This is a genomic window from Nocardia asteroides, from assembly GCF_021183625.1.
In the GTDB taxonomy this organism is placed as follows: Bacteria; Actinomycetota; Actinomycetes; order Mycobacteriales; family Mycobacteriaceae; genus Nocardia; species Nocardia asteroides_A.
This window is the reverse complement of the sequence record NZ_CP089214.1, coordinates 6,147,945-6,173,097: the sequence shown is the minus strand read 5'-3', so window position 1 is coordinate 6,173,097 and position 25,153 is coordinate 6,147,945. Positions and strand designations below refer to the sequence as shown.

Sequence of the window (25,153 nt, the reverse complement as noted above, 5' to 3'; positions counted from 1 at the left end):
CGACGCGGTCGTGATCGGCCTCGGCGCGATGATCGGGGCAGGCATCTTCGCCGCGCTCGCCCCCGCCGCGGCGGCCGCGGGTTCCTGGCTGCTGCTCGGGCTGGCACTGGCGGCCGCGGTGGCCTACTGCAACGCGACCTCGTCGGCGCGGCTGGCCGCGCGCTACCCGGAGTCCGGCGGCACCTACGTCTACGGCAGGGAGCGGCTCGGCCCGTTCTGGGGGTACCTGGCCGGCTGGGGTTTCGTGGTCGGCAAGACCGCCTCCTGCGCGGCCATGGCGCTCACCGCGGGCAGCTACCTCTGGCCGGAGCGGGCGCACGCCGTCGCCGTCGCCGCGGTGCTGGCGGTCGCCGCGGTGAACTATCGCGGGATCCGGAAGTCCGCGCTGCTGACCCGGGTGATCGTCGGCACCGTGCTCGCCGTACTGACCGCGCTCGTCGCCTGCTCCGCCCCGGCGGCCCAAGTCGACCGGCTCGCAGCACCTTTCGACACCACCCCCTACGACGTGCTACAGGCAGCCGGGCTGCTGTTCTTCGCCTTCGCCGGGTACGCCAGGATCGCGACGCTCGGCGCGGAGGTCCGCGATCCGGCGCGCACCATCCCGCGCGCCGTCCCGATCGCGCTCGGCATCGCGCTGCTCGTGTACGTCGCCGTCGCCGTGGCCGCGCTCACCGTGCTCGGCCCCGCGCGGCTGGCGGAGGCGACGGCGCCGCTCGCCGAGCTGGCGAGCGCCACCGGAGTCCCCTGGTCGGCATCGGTGATCCGGCCGACCGCCGCGCTGGCCGCGCTCGGCGCGCTGCTCGCGCTGCTGCTCGGCGTCTCCCGCACCACCTACGCGATGGCCCGCGACCGGCACCTGCCGTCCGCGCTGGCCGCGGTCCACCCGCGCCACGAGGTCCCGCACCGCGCCGAACTGGCCGTCGCCGCCGTCGTCGCGGTGCTCGCCGCCTGCACCGACCTGCGCGGCGCCATCGGCTTCTCGTCCTTCGCGGTGCTGGCCTACTACGCCGTCGCCAACGCCGCCGCGCTGACCCTGCGCCCCGCCGCCCGGCTCGTCCCCGCACTCGGCCTGATCGGCTGCGGCACCCTGGCCTTCGCCCTGCCGCCCGCCTCGATCGCGGCGGGCGCGGGCGTCCTCGCGCTCGGGGCGCTGGTCTACGCGATCCGGGTCAGATACTGACCCCGTAGTCGCGCGCGATCCCGGCCAGCCCGGAGGCGTACCCCTGGCCGATGGCGCGGAACTTCCACTCGGCGCCGTTGCGGTAGAGCTCGCCGAAGACCATCGCGGTCTCGGTGGAGGCGTCCTCGGAGAGGTCGTAGCGGGTCAGCTCGGCGCCGGTGGCGCGGTCGACCACCCGGATGAAGGCGTTGCGCACTTGGCCGAAGGACTGCTGCCTGGCGTCGGCGTCGTGGATCGAGACCGGGAAGAAGATGTTGGTGATGGTGGGCGGGGCGCCCGCCAGGTCGACGTTGATGGTCTCGTCGTCGCCCTCGCCCTCACCGGTGAGGTTGTCGCCGGTGTGCTCGATGCTGCCGTCCGGCGACCGCAGGTTGTTGTAGAAGATGAAGTGCTGGTCGGAGAGCACCTTGTGGTCGGCGCCGGTCGCGAGGGCGCTCGCGTCGAGGTCGAAGTCGACGCCGGTGGTGGACCGGACGTCCCAGCCGAGCCCGACCGCGACCGCGGTCAGATTCGGCGCCTGCTTCGACAACGACACATTGCCGCCCTTGGCCAGACTGACACTCATTCGCAAACCTCTCGCGTCGCGGGAAACCTTCTCCCTTCCGACCTTAGCGGGGGTCGCGGCGAGCAGTCTCGCAGTTGGCCCGCGCCGTCGTCACGAAGCCGGTGTGACCGCATCGCTCGGTTCCCCGAACGGGTACCTCGCACCGAGCGCGGCCCGATCACCCAGAAAGAAATTCGCCACCAGATCGTCCGCGACCCGCACGATCGTGTCGTACCCCTCCACCGCGGTGACCCACTCCGACGGCAGCGCGGCCAGCCCGTGCGCGGCACCCAGCAGATTCCCCGCCACCGCGCCGGTGGAATCGGAGTCACCGGAGTGGTTCACCGACAGCAGCAGCGCACCGCGCACATCGCCGGTCCGCGCGGCGTACAGCGCGCAGTGCACGGCGATGGCGAGACATTCCTCGGCTACCCACCCCGCACCCACCTCCTCGACCCGCTCCGCACTCGCGCCCCCCGCGCTGTCGACGGCCAGTTCCAGCGCCTCCACGGTCTCCTCCGCACCGACCTGCCCGGACAGCTGCTCGATCGTGCGCTCCACCGCCTCCGGCAGGCCGACGCCTGCGAGCACCCGGTCCAGCACCGCCGCCAGCGCGCCCGCCGCGAAGTAACCCGTCGGGTGCCCGTGGGTCAGCTGGGCGCCGCGCGCGGCCAAGGCGAAAGCCGTCTCGGGACCGAATCCGGCGAGACCGAACGGGGCCGAGCGCATGACCGTGCCGCAGCCCTTGGAATCCGGATTCACCGGCCCCGGTTCACCGACCCGATGCGGTGGGCACAGCACCTCCCGCTGCCGCTCCAGGCCGCTCAGGCAGGCGTTTCCCGGTGCCCGGACCGCATACAGGAACTCATGCTCCGCCAGCCAGCTGTCGTTTCCGGGGGCGGGTTCTTCGTGCCGCTGGGTCCGCAGCCAGCGCAGATACGCGTCACGGAGCGCGGGGACCGGATCCGTGCCCGGTCGCGAGCGGAGCAGCGCCTCGGCCGTGAACAGCGTCATCTGCGTATCGTCGGTGACCTCCTGCGGAGCCTCGCGGGACGAGAGGAAACCAGTCAGGCCGGATGGCCCGCACCGGTAGCGGATCTCCGCCAGATCCCAGAACTCGATCGGCGCGCCGAGGGCGTCACCCGCCGCTCCGCCCAGCAGAGAACCCCGCACCCGATCACTGATCGTCACCTCGGTCACGAGCCGATCATTCCAGGTCGACGGGCGATTTGGTCCCCGCCGACACTTCCGATAATCTTGCTGGGCACACCGGTCCGGGTGGCGGAATGGCAGACGCGCTAGCTTGAGGTGCTAGTGCCCGTATAGGGCGTGGGGGTTCAAGTCCCCCTCCGGACACAACCAGTACACCAACCTGCGGTCGCGGGTCGGCTTTACTCTGATCGCTCGGGTTCTCTCGTTGTAGTTCAGCTCAGACCGAGTTCTCGATATATCTCGAGTTCGTCGTTCGGGTCGGCAGCGCACAGTCTCGCCAGCAATCCGCTCAGGGCGTCGACCAGTTGACGGATCTCAGTTGGGCTCATCCGCCGGGGCGGCTCGGCACGATCTGTGACCCAAGCCGAGCTGCGCCACGAGGGCCGCTCGTTCGCGATCGACGGCACCGCTCCACGCGGCGACCACCGCAGGACGGCCCCGGCTCCGAGAACGGCACCCGCGAATGCGCTCCGCGCCGCACTCGCGCGCCACCGCGACACGCCGCAGGCACAGCATCTGCCCCAGAAGCTGATGGCCGACCACCTGCCGCAGCCGCGCCGTGCGCTGCTCCCGGGTCGAATCCCGCTCCATCCGCCCGCAGCAGGTGCGGGTTTCCGGATGACGTCCTCGCTCCTGAGCGACCCCTTGTCGGCCATCGACGGACGGCCGCCGGGCATTCAGCGACCGCGCAATCTGGTAGCGCTGCGATAACCAATTCGGAAGGCCGCCAGGATCATCCATCGGAAATCTAGCGATGGAGGGGAACGGGCCGGTAGGACGGGTGGCGATTGCTCTCGCGGCTACCGACCGCTGCCGCGGCTCGGTGTCTCCGGCGTGGCCGATGAGTCGAAGCCGACCTCGGCCTCGATCATGGCAGCGAGATGGCGCGGACTCGGGTCGTCGAAGATCGCAGTGATGAGAAGAGCGGTCATCCGGTCGGCAGCAGGGCCTTCGTCCGGTCGCCACCTGGACGTGAGCCGCCCGACCAGGTCCACGGCGCGTAGCGAGTCGCCTCCACAATCGAAGAAGTCGTCCGTCGCGGACAGCGGCGGACGGAACAAGATCGTCCCCATTTCCGCGCCGACTATGCTACTGACCCCGTCCGTCTCGTCGGTTGGTTCGATTTCCATGGCAGCCATGATATTTCCGCCCCTTCCCCTACCGAAGAACGATACAGTTTTCGTGGTCGCCGCTGCACGACGAGCGTTGTATGCGACCTGATGGGGGTCTGCGGTTTGACATCACTCCGCGCGGTGGCAGGCTACTGGCCGCCACTGTCCCGACCGGTCAGCCACTTCCTCCGCCATGACGGCGCGAGCGAGTCCCGCATCAAGGTGTGGGAGAGGTACTACGGATTCTCCGAGATTCGCCTGGCCAGCGAGGTAGGAACGACCGAGCAACTGCTGGCCGCCGTGTCCGGATTGACCACGGTGCGCGGCAGCGAGCGCCGTGTCGAGCACCTGCTGCACGCTCGGACCATGCCGGCTGCCACGCCGTATCCGGTCAGCACGGTGCACGAATTGAGGCATCTTCTGGGGTTGAACCACGCTGCGGCGTTCTGTGTGAGTTCGCAGGCGTGCGCCTCCGGCCTACTTGCCGTCGATCTGGCCGGCCGGCTACTGGCGGCAGGTGACGACCCCGATGCGCTGGCCCTGGTGATCACGGGAGAAAAGGTCTTCACCCCGGGAGGCCGGGTCATTCCGGACGTGGGGGTGATGGGTGAATGCACGGCCGCACTCCTGATCGGCCTCGACGGCCCGCACGATCGTGTGCTGAGCTACGCCTGCCGAACTCAGGGCGAATTCGAAGCAAGCCTTTCAGTTTCCCGCACTCTCACGGATGATATACGGCGAAACTATCCGACCGCTCTGGCCGCAGTCATCTCCGAGGCAGTAGACAAAGCCGGTCTGACGATGGCAGAAATCGATCTCATTCTGCCACACAATGTCAACCGGATGTCCTGGGCACCCATTTTCAGGGCCCTCGGAATTCGTAACGGCACAGAGAGAATCTTCTGGGACAACCTCGCCCTCATCGGGCATTGCTTCGGTGCCGACGCGTTCCTCAACTACCTCGCGGCAGTCGAGCGCGGCCGACTGCAACGGGGCATGCGCTACCTGATGACTGCCGTCGGCGACGGGGACACCTTCGCGGCGATGTTGTTGCAGCACTAAGGCTTTGACCTCTCCGAATCCGACGATTCCATTGACTGCGACAACGAACCAGGGTAAAGTCATCGGAAGATTTTCCTCCGGCGAATGATGAGGAAGCAATGCTCGAACCCATCGCGGCCGTGGAGAAGTGGATACTCGAAGAGAATCCAGACCTCGAGCGTATCGACCCCGATCTCGATTTATTCGAAAGCGGTCTACTGAATTCAATTCAGATCATCGACTTGGTCGAGGTTATCGATAAACTCGTCCCGTCGAGAGTCGACATCAATGCGCTCGAGCTGGAGGATCTCCGAACTCTGAAAATAATCGAGGTACGCTTTTTCGCGTCATCGGAATCTCCCGACATCGCCGGCCACTAGCCGCGAAACCGAGGCTGAACTCATGACAGAGAACTGCGGAGGGGACGACTCCTCACAGCCGCACAGAATCGCCATCGTCGGGATGGGCGTCAGATTGCCGGGTGACGTTACCGACGCCGAAACATACTGGGCTCTGCTGAGTAGCGCCGAAAGTGCCTGTGGACAACTACCCGAGGACAGACAGGACGGTTCTCTCGGCGACTGGACGGGGACCTGCACAACGGGCGGATTCCTTTCCGACGCCTATGGATTCGATGCTCCGTTCTTCGACATCGGGATTCGAGAAGCGCGCGCCATCGACCCGCAACACAGACTCTGCCTGGAAGTTGCTTGGGAGGCTCTCGAAGACGCCGGGCTACCGCCGTCGGCGCTGGCGGAGACCACGGTCGGGGTCTACGTGGGTACCACCACTCAAGACTATTTCGATCTGCGGCCGGAAGCGCCAGATGCCTACTGGGCTGTCGGGAACGGCCATTGCTTCGCGGCCGGACGGTTGGCCTACACATTCGGCTTCACCGGACCCGCGTTGTCGATCGACACCGCATGTTCCTCCTCTCTGGTAGCCGTCCACAGCGCCGCTCGATCGCTACGCGGCGGCGAATGCGACGTCGCGGTCGCCGGCGGCGTCAATTTGATCCTGTCGCCGACTGCCATGCGGTTTGTTCAACGGCTGGGTGCGTTGTCTCCCGACGGCACATGCAGGAGCTTCGACGCTGGGGCCAACGGTTTCGTTCGAGGTGAGGGATGCTGCTTCGTCATCCTCAAGCGGCTGTCCGACGCCGTGCAGGACGGCGATCGGATACACGCCGTCATCGAGGGATCGGCCATCAATCATGACGGAAATCGCTCCACCCTGACCGCACCCAATGTGCGCGCGCAGGTTCAGGTGATCCGCAGTGCACTCGCGGATGCTCGGATCGAGCCGGGCGATCTCGGCCTGGTCGAAGCCCACGGCACCGGAACACCGAAAGGTGACCCTATCGAGATGGCGGCGCTGGCCGCTGCCGTCGGCGAGGGACCGTCGGCGCACCGGCTGCTGGTGGGCACGGTCAAACCGGTCATCGGCCACGCCGAAGCGGCGGCGGGCATCGCGGGGCTGATCAAACTCGTACTCTGTATCAAGCAAGGTCGTGCGACCGCAATCCCGCACTTCGGGAAGCTGAACCCGAGAATCGATCTGAACGGTTCGCGAATATCGATTGTCGAGGAAACCCGCGAATGGGGTCGAGGCCGGAGTCCGAGCTACGGCGGGGTGAGTGCCTTCGGTATGAGCGGCACGAATGCGCATGTAATCCTGGGGCCGGCGCCGCACATCGACAGCGGGAGCCGGAGCGACGAGCAGGTGCGAGGCTTCGAGTTGTCCGGGAAGAGCATCTTCGCCCTACAGCAGTTGGCGCGCCGATACCGAAATGTCCTGGCACATCTCGATCCGAAGTCCTACGGGGCGTTCGCGTACACAGCGTCCGCGGGCCGAGCAAGGCACGTGTTCTGCGCGACGGTTCGGGCCGAGCGCCCTGACCAGGCCGTGCGGGTATTGGACTCCCTGGTCTCCGGCGCGGGCACCGCACTCGTCCGCGAGATCGATCCGGGTGGCTCTGGACCATCGGCGGTTCTCGGCGCCGAGTTGCCTCGAAGAATCATCGACCTGCCGCATTACCCGTGGGAACACGCCAGGTACCTGCCTACGCAGACGGCATCGCCGGTCCAGTCGCGCTCATGACAACAAAGGACAACTCGATGGCTTCTTCGTCCTGCCCCGGATTCACGGTGACATCACGGGCATGCCGGTGACAGCGCTTCGGGCGGTGTCGACTTATTGGCCGCCGCAGGTCCGGCCAGTGAGCCACTATCTGCGCGAACAGGGGCTCAACGACTTTCGTATCAAGGTCTACGAAAAGTTTCTGGGGTTCAGGGAGATCCGCGAAGCGGAACAGATCGATCCGGCGGAGCACCTGGTGCGCGCCGTCGAGCGGTTGGAGGGTTGGCACGACAACAGACATCGAGTACGGCATCTGCTGCAAGCACGTGCCACACCGACAGCCACCCCCTATCCGGTCGACACAGTGCAGGATGTCCGGAACGCATTGGGTCTGAACCATGCCGCGGCGTTCTGCATGCACGCGCACGCGTGCGCGTCCGCCCTGCTCGCCGTCGACCTCGCGGGCCGGCTGCTCGCCGCGGACGGCGACACCGAGGCATTGGCCCTGGTCGTCACCGGGGAGAAGGTGTTCACTACGAGTGCGAGGGTGATCCCGGATGTCGGAGTCATGGGCGAGTGCACCGTAGCGCTGCTGGTCGGTCTGAACGGGCCGAATGACCGTGTACTCAGCTACGTGAGTGAGATCCGCGGCGACCTCGGCGATGCTGTCGCGCAGTCCTATCCGCAGCTGCTGGCCACGGTAGTGCTCGCTGCCGTGCACCGGGCCGGTCTGGCGATGGACGATATCGACATGATCCTGCCCCACAACATCAACCGAATGTCATGGGGACAGGTCATCGCCCGGCTCGACATCGGTATGGATCGGGTCCACACCCCCACGATGGCGTCGGCAGGGCACTGCTTCGGAGCCGACACCTTCCTCAACTACCTTGCCGCCGTCGAAAGCGGAGCACTGCAGCGCGGCATGCGGTACGTGATGACGTCCGTGGGCGATGTCGAGATGTATTCGGCGATGGTTTTCGAACACTGAGCCCTTCCGCGCGAGAGAAGCGATCACCACATGATCCATGCGACGGTGCCCCCTTCCACAACAATGTCGTGCCGACTACCCGCGCTACCACTGGCACACCTGCACTGGCAGGTTTTCGAACGCCGCGAACCCTTTACCGCATTGGGACGCACCTATACAGAGGACCTGCTGCGATCGCAGGGAGTCGCCGTCGACGAACAGAGTTTCGTAGGCGGGCGCGTGACCTTCGCAGAAATGATCTCCGAGATGCTACCGGCGCTCGCACCCTACGATGACCGATTCGACCTGGCCTTGCTGGCGCACGCTACCCCGGACGCCGAACCCGGTCGACCGACGAGCAGGTTGGCCGCGGCCGTACCGGACGCCGGTCCGGTTTTCGGGATCTCCGAGCAGGGCATCACCGCACCGTTCACCGCGCTGCGGCTGGCAGGCCGGCGCATCGTCGTGCCGGGGAGCCGGCGCGCACTCGTCGTCATCGCCGACCAGAGCATCCTGTTCCATCGTCTTCCGGTGCCCGAGCAGTTGCGTGCGAGACACGATGCGGCGGTGCTGCTGGTCCTCGACGAGTCGGGAAGGCTGGGCTCGCTCACTGCCGACCAGCATCCGGGAGTGGCACCGGAGCAGGTGTCCTCGCTGCTGGAACAGTGGCTGATACCCGCCCCGGGTAGCCCGCACCGTCCTCTGGTCATCGCGGGATCAGGGGTCACCGACCACTGGAATGTGTCGACCACCGACGTCGATCTGGTCCGTGCGCCTGCCGGAATGCCCTGCGTCGGAGTCTGGTCGACGCTGGCCGGGCTGATGCCGGAATTGAGGCGCACCGGCAGGACCGTGGTGCTCACCGACTACGAAGAGCGACTCGGCTATCTGGGCCTGTGCCGAATCGAAGTGACAGCGGCCGGACCGGACACGGCGCCATGATGCGGGTCGACCTCTCAGGTGTCGGCGCCCGCAGGGCTCAGGCGCGCAATCATCATCCACGGCCTGCCACCGGGATTGCGCGGTGTGGGCCTCCGGCCGGGCAGGTACGCGTACAGCCTGCGAGTCAACGGCAGCCGCCGCAACCTGCGCGCTGCGTGGTACACCGACTCCACCTCGAGCACTCGCCAGCCACGCGCCTCGAAAAAGCCCACTCCGTCGATCGGTGCGAACGGTGCGCGTTGCAGCTCGGCGTTGCTCTTCTTCACCATGTCCGCAACGATTCTCGGGTTCACGATATCGACTGTCCACCAGGCGATTTCCGGTCTCCGAAAGGCATCGGACAGAGCGACGACCTCGCTCTGGTCGAGATAGCCGACCAAGCCTTCCGTCAACACCAGCGCCTTGCTCGCGCCGGCAAGCGCGGCATCGAGAAACACGCGGCGAGCTTGCGGGTCCACCAGATCGACCGCGTATCTGGTCACCGTGCAGCGCGCTGTCTCGCCATCGAGCAATTGCTCCTTGTCCTCGAGCAACGCAGGCAGGTCGGCCTCGATCCAGACGAGTTCGGGGGGAAGGTCGAGCCGATAGGGGCGGGTGTCGAAACCCGCGGCCAGGTTGAGCACCCGGTCACAGCCCTCACCGAGGGCCAGCATCACCAGATCGTCGATGACCTTGGTTCGAGCTACCACCGACCAGCCCGAACGCTTGCTGTGCGGCGCGGCGCGAGCGATCATCCTGCCCTGAGGGCCTGCGAGCCTGTCCGCGTATTGATCGCGGAACACGGCATCAGGCCGGGCGGACTCCACCGCCCGGTAGGCCGCTACCCAGCGCGCAGAGTCGGATACGTTGGCCATGAGGGGTTTTGGAGCAGGCCGTTCACCAGATTCGCGCATTACTCCAGTATTGCGGTCTCCCGCCGCGGCGATGTCGGGTTCGCGAACATGAGCGGCCCACGAATTGTCGTCATCGGGGAGTCCACGTGATGTATCAGCACGTGGAGCGGCACGCAGCGCTCCACCCGGAGCGGAGCGCGGTCAGTGAGTATCTCGGTGGCCGGCAATGGCGAACGACGACCTGGAGCACCCTCCGGGCAATGGCGGCTGCGGTAGCAAACCGGGCCCACGATCTCGGCGCTGGAGACAGGGCCGCGGTGCTGGTGCTGGACAACAGCGCTGCAGGCGTCGCGACACTGCTCGGGCTGACGATGGCGTCTCTCGATGTCATGTGTCTGGAGCCCGACAACTCCCACCTCCGAGATCTCTCGTCCATCCGCCGGCGGATCGGCGCGCACCTGGTGATCGGACCTGATATACCCGCCATCTCCGGAATCGAGACAACCTACACAGATCTGCTCGAGAATACCTCCGCGTCGGCAATCGGCGTTGTCGCACAGCGAGTTCCGGAGATTCTCGCGATGACCTCGGGATCCACGGGCGAGCCCCGCATCGTGCGGCAACCCTCGAGCGGCATCGAGCGCGGTGGCCAGATCTATCGCCAGGTCTACGGACTCACCGACGACGACAGGCTGTTCGGAGCGATTCCGCTGGCTCACTCCTTCGGAATGATGGGGCTGTTGGCCGGGGCGATGACCTCGGGTGCCGAGATCATGACCATGCCCCGATTCAGCGTCAGCGGAGTACACACCGGGCTCCATCGGGGGGCGACCGTTCTGCTCGGCACACCGATGGCCTACCAGCTTCTGGGTATGGCCGACGGCGTTGCGGGCGCAGGCGCAGGACGGCTACGCGCACTGCTTTCCTCGGGCGGCCCCTTGTCGCGCGATACGCGCGCACGAGCTGAGCGTGCTTTGGGGCTGCCGATCCACCAAATCTACGGCAGCACCGAAGCGGGTCCGATCGCGTTCCAATGCGACCGAGAGGTGCCGTGGCCGCCCGAATCCACAGGCGAACTGCACCCCTCCGTTCGGTGGCGACTCGAGCCGACGGACTCGAACGGGGATCCGCGTACGGGGCGACTTCACGTCGACACCTCGACCCTGTTCTCGGGCTACGTGGGAAGCAGCGCAGCAGTCACCGGCGCGGACGGCATGTACGACACCGGCGACCTGGCCACCGTCGATCCTGCTGGAGTCCTCACGGTGCTCGGCAGACAGAACAGGTTCGTCAATGTCGGCGGACGCAAGGTCGACCCCGGCCGTGTCGAATCGGTGCTACTCCAGCACTCGAATGTGCTCGACGCCAGCGTTTTCGGTCGAGAGACCAGGAACGAGGAGGCGGTGCATGCGGCTGTGGTCTTCCGCGATCCTCTCCTGGATGTCGCTGAGGTCGTCGCGCATTGCCGAGCGAATCTGGCGAACTACGAGGTGCCCTACCGGATTCACGTCCTGCCGGTGTTGCCTCGCACCCCCATGGGAAAGATCGAACTCAGTGCTCTGGTGCGAACATGTGCAGCGCTGCCGCCGGAGACACCCCCGCACCGCAACGCGGCACCAGCGCCGGTCGGCCGACATGCGATAAACGGATGCGAACCCGGAACATCGACCTGGCCGCGCCGGATCCGGACCGTACTCGCGGGGGCGCCGGACGCCGCACTGGTGTTGCTGGGAAACTTCGAGGTCGAGCGGAGCTGGGGCGCACTCGAGCCGGGTCTGCCCAGAACCACCGGAGGCAGCACGTCGGAGATCGTTCACCGCATGGACGAGTTCTGCCTGCTGCTGGCAGGCGCGGCCGACCACGTAGTCCTCAAGGCCGCGCCGGATGCGGACTTCCTCGACTACCTGAGAAGTTTGAGTTTCGAGCTCCCCCGCATTCTGATACCCCGCACTGCCGCGCCACATCGCACGGTGACCGAAGACGCGCTGGCCGATCCGGATCTGATGCGGGTGCTATCCGGCCTCGCGAAGTCAGCGACGTTCTGGCCGCACGGCGTCGGCCCCCGGGAGGAAGAACTGGCGCGGCTGAGTGGTGTGCAGCTCGGCCCGCCACCCGCGCGAATCTGCAAGATGGTGAACAGCAAAGCCTACAGCCGTGGGTTGGCGTCTACCCTTGGCCTGCGTCAGCCCCGCGGTTGGACATGCCGGACTGTCGCGGAGCTCCGAGCGGCGGTCGAGCAAGCCGACCGTCTGCTCGCCGCGGGCGGGGCAGTAGTCCTCAAGGATTCCTACGGGGTATCCGGCAAGGGAATGCTGGTGGTGTCCGAGCGCGAAATTCTTGCCAGAGTCGCCAAGAAGATCGTGGCGCGCACCGAGCGCGGGGGCCCCGATCGGATCAACATGGTGCTGGAGACCTGGGTAGCCAAGTCCTCGGACCTGAACTACCAGTTCACGATCGGGCGCAGCGGTGAAATCTGCTTCGACTTCGTGCGCGAAGCTCTCACGAGAAACGGCGTGCACAAGGGCCACCGCATTCCCGCGCAGCTGACCCCGTCCCAGCAGTCCGAACTCCGGGAGGCGGGTACGCGAATCGGCGAGTGTCTCCATCGTGACGGCTATTTCGGCGTTGTGGGGGTCGACGCGATGATCGATCCGGAGAGCGAGGTCTACCCGATCGTAGAGATAAACGCTCGCAACAATATGTCGACATATCAGGAATCCGTCCGCGACCGGTACATCCCGCCGGACAAGTCCGCGCTGGCCACCTCCTACCCGGTCACGCTGAGCCGACCGCTGCCGTTCGCACGGCTACACGAACACCTCGAGGAATTGATGTTCGAACCGGCTGCCGGCTCGGGGCTGATCGTTGCGAACTACGCCACCGTCAACGCGGCCGCACAACGTATCCGGCGCGACGAGCACAAGACTTACGCGGGTCGCTTGTACGGAATCGTCGTGGCCGACACTCGACGACAGGTGGACGAACTCGATCACCAGATCGCGCAGCGAGTGGCCCGGCTCGACGACAGGAGGCAGCCATGACCACTGAATTCCACGTCCAGGACGTTGCGATCTCGACACTGGCGGCCGAATACGGGACTCCGCTCTACATCTACGACGCCGAGGTGATCGCGAGACAATATCACGGGCTCCGAAGCCGCCTGCACCCTCGTGTTGACATCTTCTACTCGCTCAAGGCCAATCCCAATATCGCTATCTGCGCGTTGTTGCGCACGCTCGGAGCCCGGGCCGAGGTGTCATCGCTCGCCGAGCTGCTCACGGCGCGTCGTGCCGGCGTCACCGCTGAAGACATCGTGTTTCTCGGCCCCGGTAAACGCATAGAGGAACTGGCGGCATGCCTCGACCAGAACATCGGGATTGTCGTGTGCGAGTCCCTGGAAGAGCTCGCTCTGATCGACCGGCTCGCACGCGAGCGTGCGATGAAAGCGCAAGTGGCTTTGCGCGTCAATCCCGCCTTCTCGGTCAAGGGGGCGAAACTCGCGATGGGCGGCACGAGCCGCCAGTTCGGCATCGACGAGGAGGTACTCCTCGCGGACCCCGCCGTAGCCACCCGCTTCTCCTCGATCGAGCTGATCGGCGTCCACGTCTACCTCGGGACGCGTGTCCTGCACGCCCCCGTCATAGCCGAACACGCACGGCGCATCCTCCAGCTAGCCGAGCTGATTGCCACGACCTCGAGGTTCCCGCTCGAAGTTGTGGATATCGGCGGTGGACTCGGCGTCGCGTACTTCGACGGCGAGCAGGACCTCGACCCCGACGAACTGACCGACTTGCTCAACCCGATCATCGAGACCTTCGCGACCGATCACCCGCACACGCGAATCGTCATGGAGTTGGGCCGATATCTCACCGCCCCCGCGGGGATCTATGTGAGTCGAGTCCAATACATCAAGGAATCACGTGGGCAGCGATTCGCGATCGTCGACGGAGGCACCCACCACCATATGGCCGCTGTGGGCGTCGGTTCGTTCGTGAAACGGAACTTCCCCATCGCGTTGCTGAGCAGAACGGACGCCGAAACGGACGGATTGTGGAATATCGCCGGCCCCCTCTGCACACCCCAAGACACTCTCGGCAGAAACGTATCCCTGCCCACTCTGGAACGGGGGGACCTGATCGGTGTGCACCGGTCCGGAGCATACGGTCCCAGCGCCTCGCCGGTGCTGTTCCTCGGGCACGGCCACCCCGCCGAAGTGCTCGTCCATAACGGGCGTCCGCACCTGGTACGGGAACGCGATCGCCCAGACGACCTGCTGGCCCGCCAGCGGACCCCTGACTTCCTCGAGGATCCGACGTGGTTCTCGCGGTCAACCACGCAAAGGAGTTGATATGAGCGGCGACGTGGAACCATCGGTCGATGTCACGACGATCACCAGCGCGGTCATCGCGACACTGGTCGCCATGACCGAACAGCCCGAGGCCGGGCTGTCGGCGGACACCCGACTCCTGGATGAGCTGGGAATGGAGTCCACCAGCATCCTCGAACTCCTGCTCAGACTCGAGAACGCCATCGGATTCGAATTCGATCCCGAGACCCTGGAACCGAACGACTTCGACACTGTGGGCTCGCTGTCCGCCTATGTTGCCCGACAGTACGGATAGCGCGACGGAAACCGCCGTCGCAATCTGGCAGATCGATTTGGTTGAACCACCATCACGCAGCCTGCGGTCGGTGCTGAGCGATGACGACAGACGCCGTGCGGACTCGATCGCCGATCCGGCCGCGCGCGGCCGATTCGTAACAGCCCACGCGGCAACACGTCTGATCCTCGGACGGCGTCTAGCGGTTGCACCGACGCAACTGATCTGGCGACCAGGTCGCTGGGGCAAACCAGCGATCGCAGGCCACGAGGGCGTCCTGCGGTTCAGCTTGTCCCATTCCGCAGATCGGGCACTGCTGGCCGTGACCGGGCCCCGCGATATCGGAGTCGACGTCGAACGGCGACGCCTCGACATCGACCACCTGAGGCTGAGCCGCAGGTATTTTCTGCCGGAGGAAAGCATGCTCGTCGCCGCCGCGCACGATCTCGACCGAGCCGACATCTTCACACGCCTGTGGACCAGAAAAGAAGCCTGCACCAAAGCGGCGGGAACTCGAATGCTGGGCCGTGGTCTGCGGATTCCGGCAGCGGAAGCGTTCGATGCCGTCCATGGAGGCGTCGTGCACGATCCGGCGGGTACCACACCGGGCCCGTGGCTCGTTTTCGACCTCACCGTGGCGGCTGGATACCACGCGGCTGTCGCCTTGGACGGCATTACCCCGGCACGGATCGACGTTCGACGATGGCAGCCGCAATGATCGCGGCGGTCATTCCAGGCCGGTCCCGGAATCCGCTGCCTGCCGGTGGCCCGGCCGCCCACACCGCGATGAGACCGACTCACGGTCACTCGCGCCCGAGGGAACGGGGAGCCGATGCGCTCTGAGAGAATCAAGAATGCGACGGGCCCCGTAGTCGTCGGTGCCGACGGGGTGAGCACCGACGACGTAGTTCGAGTCGCCCGCGGCGGCGCCACGGTGATTCTGGCCGAGGCGGCTCTGACGGCGATCGCGGCGGGACGGGCCCGCGTCGAGAAGCTCGCGAAAGACCCCACACCCCTCTACGGCCTGTCGACGGGATTCGGCGCGCTGGCAACCCGCACTATTCCGGAAAGTTCGCGAATGCTGTTGCAGCGCAATCTAATTCTTTCGCATGCGGCCGGCACCGGCGCCGAAGTGGAACGTGAAGTAGTTCGCGCGCTGATGTTGCTGCGGTTGGCGACGCTCGCTACCGGGCGTACCGGCGTTCGCGTCGAACTCGCGCAAGCCTATGCGGCACTGCTGAGCGAAGGGCTGACCCCCGTCGTATACGAGTACGGCAGCCTGGGTTGCTCGGGCGATCTCGCGCCGCTGTCGCACGTCGCGCTCGCCCTCATCGGCGAAGGCCAGGTGCGCACCGTCGACGGCCGGATACAGCCCGCCGCCGCGGCGCTGGCCGATTGCGGGCTGGCACCGGTGGTGCTGGCGGAGAAGGAGGGACTGGCGCTGATCAACGGCACCGACGGAATGCTCGGTCAACTGGTCCTCGCTCTGCATGACCTCGGTGAACTACTGACGTTGGCCGATATCGCAGCCGCGATGAGCGTGGAGGGATTGTTCGGAACCGACGCGGTATTCGCGGCCGATCTACAGCAATTGCGCCCGCATCCCGGCCAAGCGGCCTCCGCGGCCAATCTGACCCGCCTGCTCGCGGCATCGGAAATCGTGGCGCACCGACCGGAAACGAAATCGGCGCAGGACGCGTACTCGCTACGATGCGCCCCACAGGTCGCGGGCGCCGTGCGCGACACCGTCACCCACGCCCGCATGGTTGCCGAACGCGAATTGGCGAGTGCCATCGACAATCCGGTAGTCACCCTGGATGGGCGGGTCGCCTCGAACGGAAACATCCACGGCGCGCCGCTCGCCTATGTGCTGGACTTCCTCGCGATCGTGGTGGCGGATCTGGCGAGCATCAGCGAACGGCGCACAGATCGATTCCTGGATCCCGGCCGCAGCGTCGGACTCCCGGCCTTCCTTGCCGAGAATCCCGGGCTGGACAGCGGATACATGATCGCCCAATACACCCAGGCAGCCATTGTCACCGAACTCAAGCGGCTGGCGTGCCCGGCGAGCGTCGACTCGATTCCGACCTCGGCGATGCAGGAGGACCACGTTTCGATGGGGTGGTCGGCCGCACGCAAACTCCGGACGGCACTCGACGGGCTGACCCGGGTGGTGGCCATCGAGATTCTGGTAGCGGCGGCGGGAATCGAGCTCCGCATGCCGCTCGCACCCGCACCCGCTACGTCTGCGGTGATCGCCGCCGTCCGCACTCAGGTGGACGGTCCCGGCGCCGACCGCTGGGTATCGCGTGAGATCGATGCGGTACTGAGCCTCGCACGTTCCGGCGTTCTGACCACTGCCGCCGAATCGGTTACCGGTGGGCTGGACTGACAACACCCACAAGGTTCATTTCGAGGGGTTCGTGTGTTCTTTCCGTGATGGAAGAGCTGATCAGAGTTCGTGCCATCCGCAGCCACGCCCGCAGATTCTGCTCACGGCGGTGGCCGGGACGCCGTTGGCGGCTGTCCCGACGACGACGATCACCCGCGTGTAGCTCGAGCATTCGCGGCACCGGCCCCGGCGCGGGCCAGGTCCACCGCCGATTTCCGGACCGCGCGGGCGCGGCGCCGGGCACGGTCTCGGCTCGGCCACCGCCGACGCGGCTCGCTCCCGGACGACCGGGGTGCACCCGGCATCGCTGCGCTCCTTCCTGTGTGACGACGCTCGAGTGAGCGGGGTGTAGGTCGACACGTCCGGATCGGCACTGCCCGCGTCGCCGTCGGCGAGCACCGCGGAGTGGTAGCGGTAGCCCATCTCGACGCCGTAGCTCTCGTGTTCGCCGGTGTTGGCCGCGAAGTAGCCGGCCAGCGTCGCCCGGTGCGCCTCGCCTTCGGCACTGTCGACCTCGATCAGGTCGGGGTCGATCAGCTGCTGGGCCTCGACGTGCACGTTGAGATGGCGGAAGGACCAGTCCCCGACCAGCAGGGCGACCGGGCGGCGTTCGGCTTCGTAGCTGTCGAGCAGGTCGTCGCCGCCGAAGCCGTTGAGCACGGCGGCGAGTCTCCACCCATCTGCGGGAATATGGCGTGGAGGCCGCGTTGCCCGGCGGGCGTACTCAGCGGTCAGCGGGGTCCGGCGTCGGCCCGGCGGGTCTATCGCCCGGGGGCGGTGGGGGGAACTCCGATCGCGGGCAGGACCAGGGTGCATTCCACCGGTTGCGGCTGTTCGGGGTCGAGGGCGTTGAGGACCAGCCGGGCAGTGACGGGGTCGGAGTTGATGGACAGGTGGTCGGCGTAGTCCTGGGGGCACAGGTCCTGCAGGATGTAATTCGTGACGCCGGGTTCCTCGATCAGTCCCGCTCGGTAGGGGAGGATTTCGTCGTAGATGGTGACGATCTGGGTGTAGGCGATTCCGGGCACCGCGATTCCGCCGTCGTGCAGTTCCTGCATGAACGTCGAATTCGGTTGCCCCTCCCCTTGGACGATGTCGGCCGAGCCGGTGGTGATGCCGCTGCGCTCGAAGCCGTGCACCGCGCCGGCGAGCCCGATCATCTTCGACACTTTCCCCGCCCCGCCACCGGCTTTGAGATACCAGTAGGGCATGGTCGCGCCGAGCGAGTGCCCGACGATGGCGACCTCGGGCGCACCGGTGGCCTCCCGGACGCGATCGACGAAGGCGTCGAGTTCCGCGGCACCGTCGCGCATCGATCCCAGGCCACCGATGAAGCCGTCGGGATCACCGCCCGGGCCGCCGTAGGTCAGCGCGTAGACGCAGTAACCGGCATTGGCCAGCAGGGGGCCGTAGGTCTGCCAATTGTTGTTGCGGTTGGCCAGGATTCCGTGGACCAGGACGACCGGTTCCGGGTGCTGAGCTGTGGGTTTGCACGTCCAGTCATTGGTTCCCGGCGGACTGGCCGTTCCGCCGCCCTGCAGCGACGCCCTGATCGCGTCGATCAGGAACTGGTTCGACACCGGATACGGTTGCGCGGGGGGTGCATCGGCGTGTGCGGGCGCCACGATCGCGCCACCCAGGACCGCGGTCAGCACCGCGGCGGCGGCCAGGCGGCCGAGTCGAAGGACCCCTGTGCTGGACGGGTTTCTGCTCACTGTCGCTCCTTTGGTTCAGTGATGGCAATAGGCGCGTATCCGCGCGCTCCCCGACTGGCCTGTCGGCGATGCGCTCCTCGCCGGGGCCGGGCCGGAGAACTGTGGCCGGTCAGTCCGGATCGGCACGGGTGCGCGACGGCGCTGGTGCTGTGCCGGTGAGGATCGGCGTGATGGCGATACGCGCGAGGTGCTGGGTGGTTGCGAGGTCGGCGAGGTCGTCGACGAGGCTGGGGGCCGCGACGTAGCCGAGGGTCAGGTGGACCACGGCGTCGGCTTGGCGGCCGGGGTCACCGGGGGGCAGCGAACCGGCGGCTTGGGCGGCGGCGAGGTGGGCCCGGACCGCGGTGTGACCCCACCGCATCGGAGACGGGTCACCGTGATCGAGTGCCTGCACGAGCTCGGCGCGGCGCTCGGGGTCACCACCGCCGAACAGGGGGTGGTGGTGGACCAGGTGCAGGAAGGCGGCGAAGCCTTCGACGAGTTGTTCGGTGGGGTCGGTGAGCAGCGCGATTCGCTCGGTCAGCCCGTCGAGCATGACGCTGAACTCACGAGCCAGAGCACGCTCGAACAACGGGTCCTTGCCGGCGAAGCGGCGGAACAGCGTGGTACGGCTCACCCCCGATTCGGCGGCGACGTCGTCCATGGTCGCCTCCCGGGTGCCCTTGCGGGCCAGTACCACGATGGCCGCGTCCAGGACGCGGGTCTCGGTCTCGTCACTGCTCGGCGCCGCGTGCGCGATGGCGCCGACGGCGCGGGTCAGCAGGTGGGACAGCGGAGCACCAGGTCTGGTCACCGTCCAATCTTGACACAATGGGACTACCACCCGCCTAATAGTTCTGCAGAACTATTAGGGCGTCAATAGTCCCGAACCGGGAGTGTGGTGACGCGAGCACGGAACCATCCCCGACCGGCCCCGAAGCCCGGCTATCGGCGCTGATCGCGATCGGACCGTTTCGGCGCACGGGGACCGCGTGGCGCTGACCGGCCGGGTAACCGGAGTCCGCTGGACCTACCGCGAATTCGCCGCCGAGGGCGACGCGGTGGCCCTGGGCTTGCTCGCCATGGGAGACAGAGTCGACATCTGGGCACTCAACCGGGCCGAGGGGGTGCTGACCCGATACGCGACCGCCAAGATCGGGGCGGTGCTGGTGACGATCAACCCCGCCTATCGGGCCCATGAACTGGAATACGTCCTCAACCAGGCCGGGATCCGGATGTTGATCGCGGCCCGGCAGTTCAAGACCTCCGAATACGCGAAGATGATCGAGCAGGTGCGACCGCGCTGGTCACCGCGCAGGCGATGCTCTCACCGGACGACCCGATCAACATCCAGTACACCTCAATGGGATTCCCCAAAGTGGCCACACCACCTTCGACGCCCGCGGCACCCTGGAACCGTTGCCGCCGAACGCTGTACATCGGCGTACGGGGTACCCACCCTGTTCATCGCCGAGCTGACCGAACCCGAACTCGACACCTACGACCTCCCCTCGCTGCACGCCGGATCACGGCCGGATCAAGCGTCCGCACGACGACCAGCGCGTCATCGTCTGTGACAACGCGGATCAGCCGGACCGGCGTCCGCGTTCGAGTAGATGCTCGGTAGCCGCCCAGAGTGCCGCTTGAACATGCGGGTCCTCACCCGGAGCGGCCGCGGCGATCTCCCTGTGTCCCTTCAGCGTGATGTAGCGGCCGGTGGTGGTGGCGTAGCGAGCATCGGTTGCGAGCGCCACGATGAGGTCGGCGCCCCGACGCGGATCGCCGATACCCGATAGTTCGAGGATGCGTCGCAGCGGTCCCGCGAAGCGGAGTTCGCGGCCGAGGCCGGTGACGTTGAATCCGGGGTCGAGGCAGTTCGAGGTGAGGGGGGTGTCACGGGTGCGGCGTGCGAGTTCCTTGGTGAACAGAACGTTCATGAGCTTGGTTTTCCCGTATCGCCGCGATGACTCGCGGGCGGTGAACGGTGTGATGTCGGTGAGGTCGGCCGGCAGCTGGAAGGTGCCGTGATGCCGAGAGGCTTCGGAGGCGACGTTGACCACCCGGGCGCAGGGGGATTCGCGCAGGATCGGCAGCAGCGCGTTCGTCAGCACGAAAGGTGCGAGGTAGTTCACCGCGACCATCTCGGGGTAGCCGTCGGGTGTGACGCGGGCGGCGAAGGCGTGCAACCCGGCATTGTTGATCAACACGTCGACGCGGCGGTAGCGGGCAGTGATCTGCTCTCCCACGCGGCGGACGTCGTCGAGGCGGGTGAAGTCGCCGAAGAAGAAATCGATCTGGGCGTCGGGTGCGGCAGCGAGGATGCCGAGCCGGGTCTGTTCGGCCTTGTCGGCGCTGCGAGCGGTGAGGATCAGTTCGGCTCCGCGCCGGGCGAGTTCGCAGGCTGCCAGACGACCCAAGCCGCTCGTTGCGCCGGTCAGGACGATCCTCGGGGCCTCGTTCATGCGGGTAACTTCCGCACACTAGTAGTTTGCATATACCCACTATATGCCGAGTATGGTGGGTATATGCAAACCAAATCGAGCGACGACGGGCTCCGCCGCGACCTCGAACTCGCCGTGGGTGCGGAGATCAATGCGCTGTTGAGCTCGACACGAGCCCTCAGCGAGCGCAGTGCCGCGCACTTCCACGACGGCCTGCAGCCAGCCGCCTTCCATATCGCGCGGTGGCTGCACGCGTTCGGGCCGGCCAGACCGAGCGTCATCGCCGAGGCCGTCGGCATGGACCGCAGCTCCACCAGCACGCTCATCAAACGAATGCGCACGCTCGGCCTGCTGCACGCCACCCCGGACTCCAACGACCGCCGGGGGGTGATCGTGGAGCTCACCGAGCTGGGAAAAGAACGCGTCGCGAGCACGCTCGAAGACCGGGGAACCGAACTCCGCGCACGCACTCACGACTGGCCGCTGGCCGATCTGCGTGAGCTCATCCGCCTCCTGCGACAACTCACCGCGGGCGGGTCCGATCGGCAATGACGGCTCTGCCACGCAGACGGTTCGGAGCAGCGGTTGCGGTCGCGGTGACCTGCTGAATTCGGAGCTGAGCGGTGGTGATCACAGCGGTGATGGTGCGTGAGGGTCGCGCTCGATGCGCCAGCGGATCTTCACGAGCCGGACCGGAGTCCGCAGCCGGTGCCTGCATCAGTCGCCGGAGAGCTGACCACGAAATTCCCGTCGCCACTGCGGGTTCCGGCGCAGGGCCACAACCAGCCCGAGCGCGTCCCGCGTCGGCTCGCGCAGCGCGCTGGTCAGTGCGCGGGCGGCCGAGGCGCGATCCTGCCAGCCGTACTGATCGTCCGGGGCGACGTACGTCGCGCGGGTCTCGGCGTGCACCCGCCGCAATCGCACACCGAGCGTGGAATCGTCGGTGACGCCCGGCCGGTCCTGTGCGCTCAGCAGCGCGAGCGCCGCGGTGACCTCGCCGTAGCTGTCGAGTCCGGTCTCGACGGCCAGGGACGACATCTGCCGGGCGAGGACGCGACGCAGCCGCTCGGGAGGTGCGGCGTCGATCAGGGCGGCGAAGGTGGCGGGTACGGGTATCGCCTGGTCGTCGTCCGGGAGCACAGGCAGGATCACCGCGCTCGCGAGTCCCCGGTCGAGGCCGGGCGGTGGCAGCGGCACTCCGCAGCGGCGGACAACGGCCGCGCACACCGCGAGCAACCGTGCACGCTGCTGCTCGGGGGCGAGTTCCCGAGCAGGCAGGATGCTGACGATGCACTGACTGTCCGGGTCCCGACGCGCCGCGCCCGCGTCGTGGGGCGGCAGGCCGGGGAAGACATCGAACGGGTCGCGCGCACCGTCGGGCAGCACAGCCGAGTGCGTGTCGTACCTCGTCACCAGCTCCCCGTCGTCGAACATCGACACCCTGATCGCGCCGTTCCCGCTCCAGAACAGCAGCGACACCGCCCTGGTGCCCCGCGACACCCGACGCAGCACCTCGTTCCGCTCCCCCTCCGCGCCGAAGCGAGCGTCCTCGATGCCGAACGACCACTCGCCGTGCACCCCGGCGCGCACCTCCGGCAACAGCGCCCGGTCCGCCCGCGGGCCCGGACCATCCGGCACCGGCTGCCCGAGCTCGGGCAGCGCGCCGAACCGATGCAGGAATTCGACCTCGTCCAGCCGCTGCGCGAAGGTCAGGCAGAAACTCTCGCGCACGTCCGGCCACTTCTTTCCAGGCCCGCCGTAGGGAATCCTGGCGCGCGGTTCGGCTACGGCGGGTGCGGTGTCGAGCAGGGATCGGGGGTCGGGTGGCGGCTCGGGTTCGAGCGCCCAGAGCAGCACGCCGTCGTCGGCGACGGGCACGTACGACATCCCGAGCGTCATGGCGGCCCCGCTCTCCAGGCAGTCGGCGAGCTGTTCCAGGAACGCCGCGAGACTCCCCCATGTCCCGAACCTCGTGGCCGCGCCTTCCACCTGCTCGCCCACCGCGCCACAACGACAGTCCACGACCAGCCCGTCCGCGCTGACGTTGCGGGCAATCGAGACGAAATCGTGGTGCCAGAAGCCCTCGAACAGATCATCCTCGAAGCGCGCCGAAATCTCCCGCATCATCCGGGTGGCGCGGACGATCTCGGCGAGGCCGTAGGGCTGGAAGCCGGGGAAGCCGAAAGCGCACTCTCCGGCTGCGACTCCGTCGTGGTGGCGTAGATACGCGACCAGGTCGGCGGGGAACTCGACGCCGAGTTCGGCCGCCGCGCCGTCGATGGCCTCCCGGTCGGCGGGCATGCGCAGGGAGGCGAAGGTCCGCGGCGCGTGGGCGGCGAGCCACGCGTCGATCCGGCGCAAGGAATCCTCGATGGGGGAAGCGGGCATCGCCCGATTATGGCCAGTCCGGTGGGAGCGAAGCCTGCCCCGAAATGTTCCGGCTGGCGACCACTTTCGCGAAAAGCCGGTGCCGGTCCGCTGCGAATGGAGTGGCGACGACACGCTGGGCCAGCGGTACTGCGACCGGGAAGACGACACCGGCAGCGCCAGCGGGTCGGGCTACGAGTTCGGCCAGTTGCTCGGCAAGCTGATGTTCGGTGGTGACCGGTAGGTCCGCGCCGAAGCTGATGACGGACCGCTTTCCCTGATGGGAGGGGGTCCGTCGCTGTCAGGCCACCCGATCCCCGAGGACGACGCCACCACCTCCGACGGCCGCCCGCAGACCACCGACGCCAACCCGGACAGCTCGCTGCGAGCCGGTGGCTACCGAGCGGGCAGCCCGCCGATGAGACGGCCTGTGCGTCTCGGACCGTCCGGGCCGAGCACTACGTCGTGCTCGCGGCGAAGTCGGTGCCGCCCGACGCAGTGCTCGGGCGGCGGCTGTCGTCGGCGGGCAGGTCATGCTCGCCGCGCCACCGCCCCTGCGCCCCCGCCCTCGAGTCTGGTAATCCGACGATGCTGGTCGAGGCGCTCGGCGCGGGGTGCGCGGCGGCTCCGGCGTGCTACAGCAGTAGCAGGCTCTTGCCGACGACCGACCGGGTCTCGATGTCGGCGTGTGCCTTCGCGGCGTCGGCAAACGCATAGGTTTGGCCGACGATCGGAACCAACCGGCCGGAAGCGGCGTGGCCCAGTACCTCCCTGACCCTGCGAGGCGCGTCGGCCCAGAACGTCGGGAGCTGGGACATGTCGGCGACCTTCAGCCGCTGCCGGTCGCTCTCTGTCACAACGGTTTCCGTTCCGCTGGACATGCCGTAAGCGGAGAACCGGCCCCCGTCTCCGAGCAGCGCCAACGAGGCCGCTCCTACCGTCCCGCCGATCCCGTCGAACACCACATCCGGTCCTCGCCCACCGGTGATCGCCAGCACTCGCTCGGTGAAGTCGTGCGCCGAGTAGTCCACCACCTCGATGCCGAACTGTGCTGCGCGAGCCGCTTTCTCGGCTCCCCGAACGGCCGCGATCACCCGCGCTCCCGTCGGAGCGATGAGCTGCACCAGCAGGTTGCCCAGACCACCCAGGCCGGGCTGCACCAATACCAGGTCGTCCGGCTCGACCGGAGTGTTCTCCAGCAGCGCCAAGGCCGTGCTGCCGTCATCGAGTACGGCGAGGGCGACACGGGGATCGAGATCCTGAGGGATCGGGATGGTCTCCTCCGCCGCGGCGACCACGGTGTCGGAGTATCCGCCGCCATAGCCGCCGATCGCGTGCGTGACAACCATCGTGTCCAGCCAGTCGCGGTCGACACCAGCGCCGACGGCGCTGACTCTTCCCGCCGCCGCGCCACCCGGAACAAAGGGCAACGTCACCTCGAACACCGACGGAGCTCGGCCCGACCGGATCCGGGTGTCGAGCCAATTGACGCCCACCGCTGTCACATCCACCAGGAGTTCACCCGCGCCCGGCACCGGACGTGGCAGGTCCTCGACCAATTCCAGGACTTCGGGACCACCGAAACGACTCACTCTGAATTCTCGCATGCACACAGCCTTCAACATCAATAAATGTTGAGGTCAAATCGTGGTTGCTGACCCGCACACGCACGGCGAGCCGCGAAGGCTCGCAGCCGACGCGCCGACGAAGCTGGTCCACGACCGGGACGCATAGGTGTGGCCACC

The 25,153-nt window shown here is 67.1% G+C and carries 23 protein-coding genes, 1 tRNA gene and 1 pseudogene; 15 read left to right on the top strand and 10 right to left on the bottom strand.

The genetic code is table 11. The features are described from left to right. The first annotated feature begins 28 nt into the window (after positions 1-28). Positions 29-1,180, top strand: a complete 1,152-nt coding sequence (locus tag LTT61_RS28505) for an APC family permease (protein WP_233021239.1) — start codon at positions 29-31, stop codon at positions 1,178-1,180. Here LTT61_RS28505 and LTT61_RS28500 read toward each other — a convergent pair. Together LTT61_RS28500 and LTT61_RS28495 are read right to left on the bottom strand one after the other, a co-directional pair. Then, positions 1,170-1,745: a TerD family protein gene (locus LTT61_RS28500; protein WP_233017091.1), complete on the bottom strand. Its 576-nt coding sequence runs from the start codon at positions 1,743-1,745 to the stop codon at positions 1,170-1,172. The genes LTT61_RS28505 and LTT61_RS28500 overlap by 11 nt on opposite strands. 90 nt (positions 1,746-1,835) lie before the next feature. Beyond that, positions 1,836-2,924 carry an ADP-ribosylglycohydrolase family protein gene (locus LTT61_RS28495; RefSeq protein WP_233017090.1) on the bottom strand — a complete coding sequence of 363 codons (1,089 nt, stop codon included), beginning with the start codon at positions 2,922-2,924 and terminating at the stop codon, positions 1,836-1,838. A gap of 72 nt (positions 2,925-2,996) precedes the next feature. Here LTT61_RS28495 and LTT61_RS28490 point away from each other — a divergent pair. Continuing rightward, a tRNA-Leu gene (locus tag LTT61_RS28490) sits at positions 2,997-3,080 on the top strand. Between the two features lie 656 nt (positions 3,081-3,736). On the opposite strand, the gene LTT61_RS28485 is transcribed toward LTT61_RS28490, so the two are convergent. Next, positions 3,737-4,066 carry a phosphopantetheine-binding protein gene (locus LTT61_RS28485; RefSeq protein WP_233017089.1) on the bottom strand — a complete coding sequence of 110 codons (330 nt, stop codon included), beginning with the start codon at positions 4,064-4,066 and terminating at the stop codon, positions 3,737-3,739. 123 nt (positions 4,067-4,189) lie between these two features. On the opposite strand from LTT61_RS28485, the gene LTT61_RS28480 reads away from it, so the two are divergent. The 5 genes from LTT61_RS28480 (at position 4,190) to LTT61_RS28460 (ending at position 9,080) form a co-directional block, all read left to right on the top strand. Next, positions 4,190-5,110: a 3-oxoacyl-[acyl-carrier-protein] synthase III C-terminal domain-containing protein gene (locus LTT61_RS28480; protein ID WP_233017088.1), complete on the top strand. Its 921-nt coding sequence runs from the start codon at positions 4,190-4,192 to the stop codon at positions 5,108-5,110. A gap of 98 nt (positions 5,111-5,208) precedes the next feature. Continuing rightward, positions 5,209-5,469, top strand: a complete 261-nt coding sequence (locus LTT61_RS28475; protein WP_233017087.1) for a phosphopantetheine-binding protein — start codon at positions 5,209-5,211, stop codon at positions 5,467-5,469. A 22-nt stretch (positions 5,470-5,491) separates the two neighbouring features. Further along, positions 5,492-7,189, top strand: a complete 1,698-nt coding sequence (locus LTT61_RS28470) for a beta-ketoacyl synthase N-terminal-like domain-containing protein (RefSeq protein WP_233017086.1) — start codon at positions 5,492-5,494, stop codon at positions 7,187-7,189. A gap of 118 nt (positions 7,190-7,307) precedes the next feature. Continuing rightward, on the top strand, positions 7,308-8,159 hold the full coding sequence (locus LTT61_RS28465) for a 3-oxoacyl-[acyl-carrier-protein] synthase III C-terminal domain-containing protein (RefSeq protein WP_233017085.1): 852 nt from the start codon (positions 7,308-7,310) through the stop codon (positions 8,157-8,159). Between the two features lie 30 nt (positions 8,160-8,189). Then, complete coding sequence (locus tag LTT61_RS28460) at positions 8,190-9,080, top strand: hypothetical protein (RefSeq protein ID WP_233017084.1); 891 nt, start codon at positions 8,190-8,192, stop codon at positions 9,078-9,080. 14 nt (positions 9,081-9,094) lie between these two features. Here LTT61_RS28460 and LTT61_RS28455 read toward each other — a convergent pair whose 3' ends face one another. Then, complete coding sequence (locus LTT61_RS28455) at positions 9,095-9,934, bottom strand: class I SAM-dependent methyltransferase (protein ID WP_233017083.1); 840 nt, start codon at positions 9,932-9,934, stop codon at positions 9,095-9,097. Positions 9,935-10,062: 128 nt separating this feature from the next. On the opposite strand from LTT61_RS28455, the gene LTT61_RS28450 reads away from it, so the two are divergent. From LTT61_RS28450 to hutH, 5 genes are all read left to right on the top strand, one after another. After that, complete coding sequence (locus tag LTT61_RS28450; RefSeq protein ID WP_233017082.1) at positions 10,063-12,954, top strand: AMP-binding protein; 2,892 nt, start codon at positions 10,063-10,065, stop codon at positions 12,952-12,954. Continuing rightward, positions 12,951-14,261 (top strand): diaminopimelate decarboxylase, encoded by a 1,311-nt coding sequence (gene lysA / locus LTT61_RS28445; protein ID WP_233017081.1) that lies wholly within the window; start codon positions 12,951-12,953, stop codon positions 14,259-14,261. The genes LTT61_RS28450 and lysA overlap by 4 nt, the downstream gene beginning before the upstream one ends. Before the next feature lies 1 nt (position 14,262). After that, entirely contained in the window at positions 14,263-14,535 is a 273-nt protein-coding gene (locus tag LTT61_RS28440) for an acyl carrier protein (RefSeq protein WP_233017080.1), read from the top strand. Between the two features lie 70 nt (positions 14,536-14,605). Next, positions 14,606-15,232: a 4'-phosphopantetheinyl transferase family protein gene (locus LTT61_RS28435; RefSeq protein ID WP_233017079.1), complete on the top strand. Its 627-nt coding sequence runs from the start codon at positions 14,606-14,608 to the stop codon at positions 15,230-15,232. Positions 15,233-15,346: 114 nt separating this feature from the next. Beyond that, positions 15,347-16,906: a histidine ammonia-lyase gene (gene hutH, locus LTT61_RS28430; RefSeq protein ID WP_233017078.1), complete on the top strand. Its 1,560-nt coding sequence runs from the start codon at positions 15,347-15,349 to the stop codon at positions 16,904-16,906. Positions 16,907-16,966: 60 nt separating this feature from the next. Here hutH and LTT61_RS28425 read toward each other — a convergent pair whose 3' ends face one another. From LTT61_RS28425 to LTT61_RS28415, 3 genes are all read right to left on the bottom strand, one after another. Then, positions 16,967-17,722: an FAD-dependent monooxygenase gene (locus LTT61_RS28425; RefSeq protein WP_269821811.1), complete on the bottom strand. Its 756-nt coding sequence runs from the start codon at positions 17,720-17,722 to the stop codon at positions 16,967-16,969. After that, positions 17,668-18,621: an esterase/lipase family protein gene (locus LTT61_RS28420; RefSeq protein ID WP_233017076.1), complete on the bottom strand. Its 954-nt coding sequence runs from the start codon at positions 18,619-18,621 to the stop codon at positions 17,668-17,670. The genes LTT61_RS28425 and LTT61_RS28420 overlap by 55 nt, the downstream gene beginning before the upstream one ends. Before the next feature lie 109 nt (positions 18,622-18,730). After that, positions 18,731-19,414 (bottom strand): TetR/AcrR family transcriptional regulator, encoded by a 684-nt coding sequence (locus LTT61_RS28415; protein ID WP_233017075.1) that lies wholly within the window; start codon positions 19,412-19,414, stop codon positions 18,731-18,733. Between the two features lie 106 nt (positions 19,415-19,520). Here LTT61_RS28415 and LTT61_RS28410 point away from each other — a divergent pair. Then, positions 19,521-20,126 (top strand): annotated as a pseudogene (locus LTT61_RS28410) (AMP-binding protein); the annotation flags it as partial. A gap of 60 nt (positions 20,127-20,186) precedes the next feature. On the opposite strand, the gene LTT61_RS28405 reads toward LTT61_RS28410, so the two are convergent. After that, a complete protein-coding gene (locus LTT61_RS28405) occupies positions 20,187-21,062 on the bottom strand; it encodes an SDR family NAD(P)-dependent oxidoreductase (RefSeq protein ID WP_233017074.1) in 876 nt (291 codons plus the stop codon). 63 nt (positions 21,063-21,125) lie between these two features. Between LTT61_RS28405 and LTT61_RS28400 the strand changes: the two genes are divergently transcribed. Further along, entirely contained in the window at positions 21,126-21,593 is a 468-nt protein-coding gene (locus tag LTT61_RS28400) for a MarR family winged helix-turn-helix transcriptional regulator (protein ID WP_233017073.1), read from the top strand. 165 nt (positions 21,594-21,758) lie between these two features. Here LTT61_RS28400 and LTT61_RS28395 read toward each other — a convergent pair whose 3' ends face one another. Then, positions 21,759-23,429, bottom strand: a complete 1,671-nt coding sequence (locus tag LTT61_RS28395) for an SMI1/KNR4 family protein (protein ID WP_233017072.1) — start codon at positions 23,427-23,429, stop codon at positions 21,759-21,761. Here LTT61_RS28395 and LTT61_RS28390 point away from each other — a divergent pair. Beyond that, complete coding sequence (locus tag LTT61_RS28390) at positions 23,413-23,652, top strand: hypothetical protein (protein WP_233017071.1); 240 nt, start codon at positions 23,413-23,415, stop codon at positions 23,650-23,652. The genes LTT61_RS28395 and LTT61_RS28390 overlap by 17 nt on opposite strands. Before the next feature lie 391 nt (positions 23,653-24,043). On the opposite strand, the gene LTT61_RS28385 is transcribed toward LTT61_RS28390, so the two are convergent. After that, a complete protein-coding gene (locus LTT61_RS28385; protein ID WP_233017070.1) occupies positions 24,044-25,000 on the bottom strand; it encodes a zinc-binding dehydrogenase in 957 nt (318 codons plus the stop codon). Between the last annotated feature and the right edge of the window lie 153 nt (positions 25,001-25,153).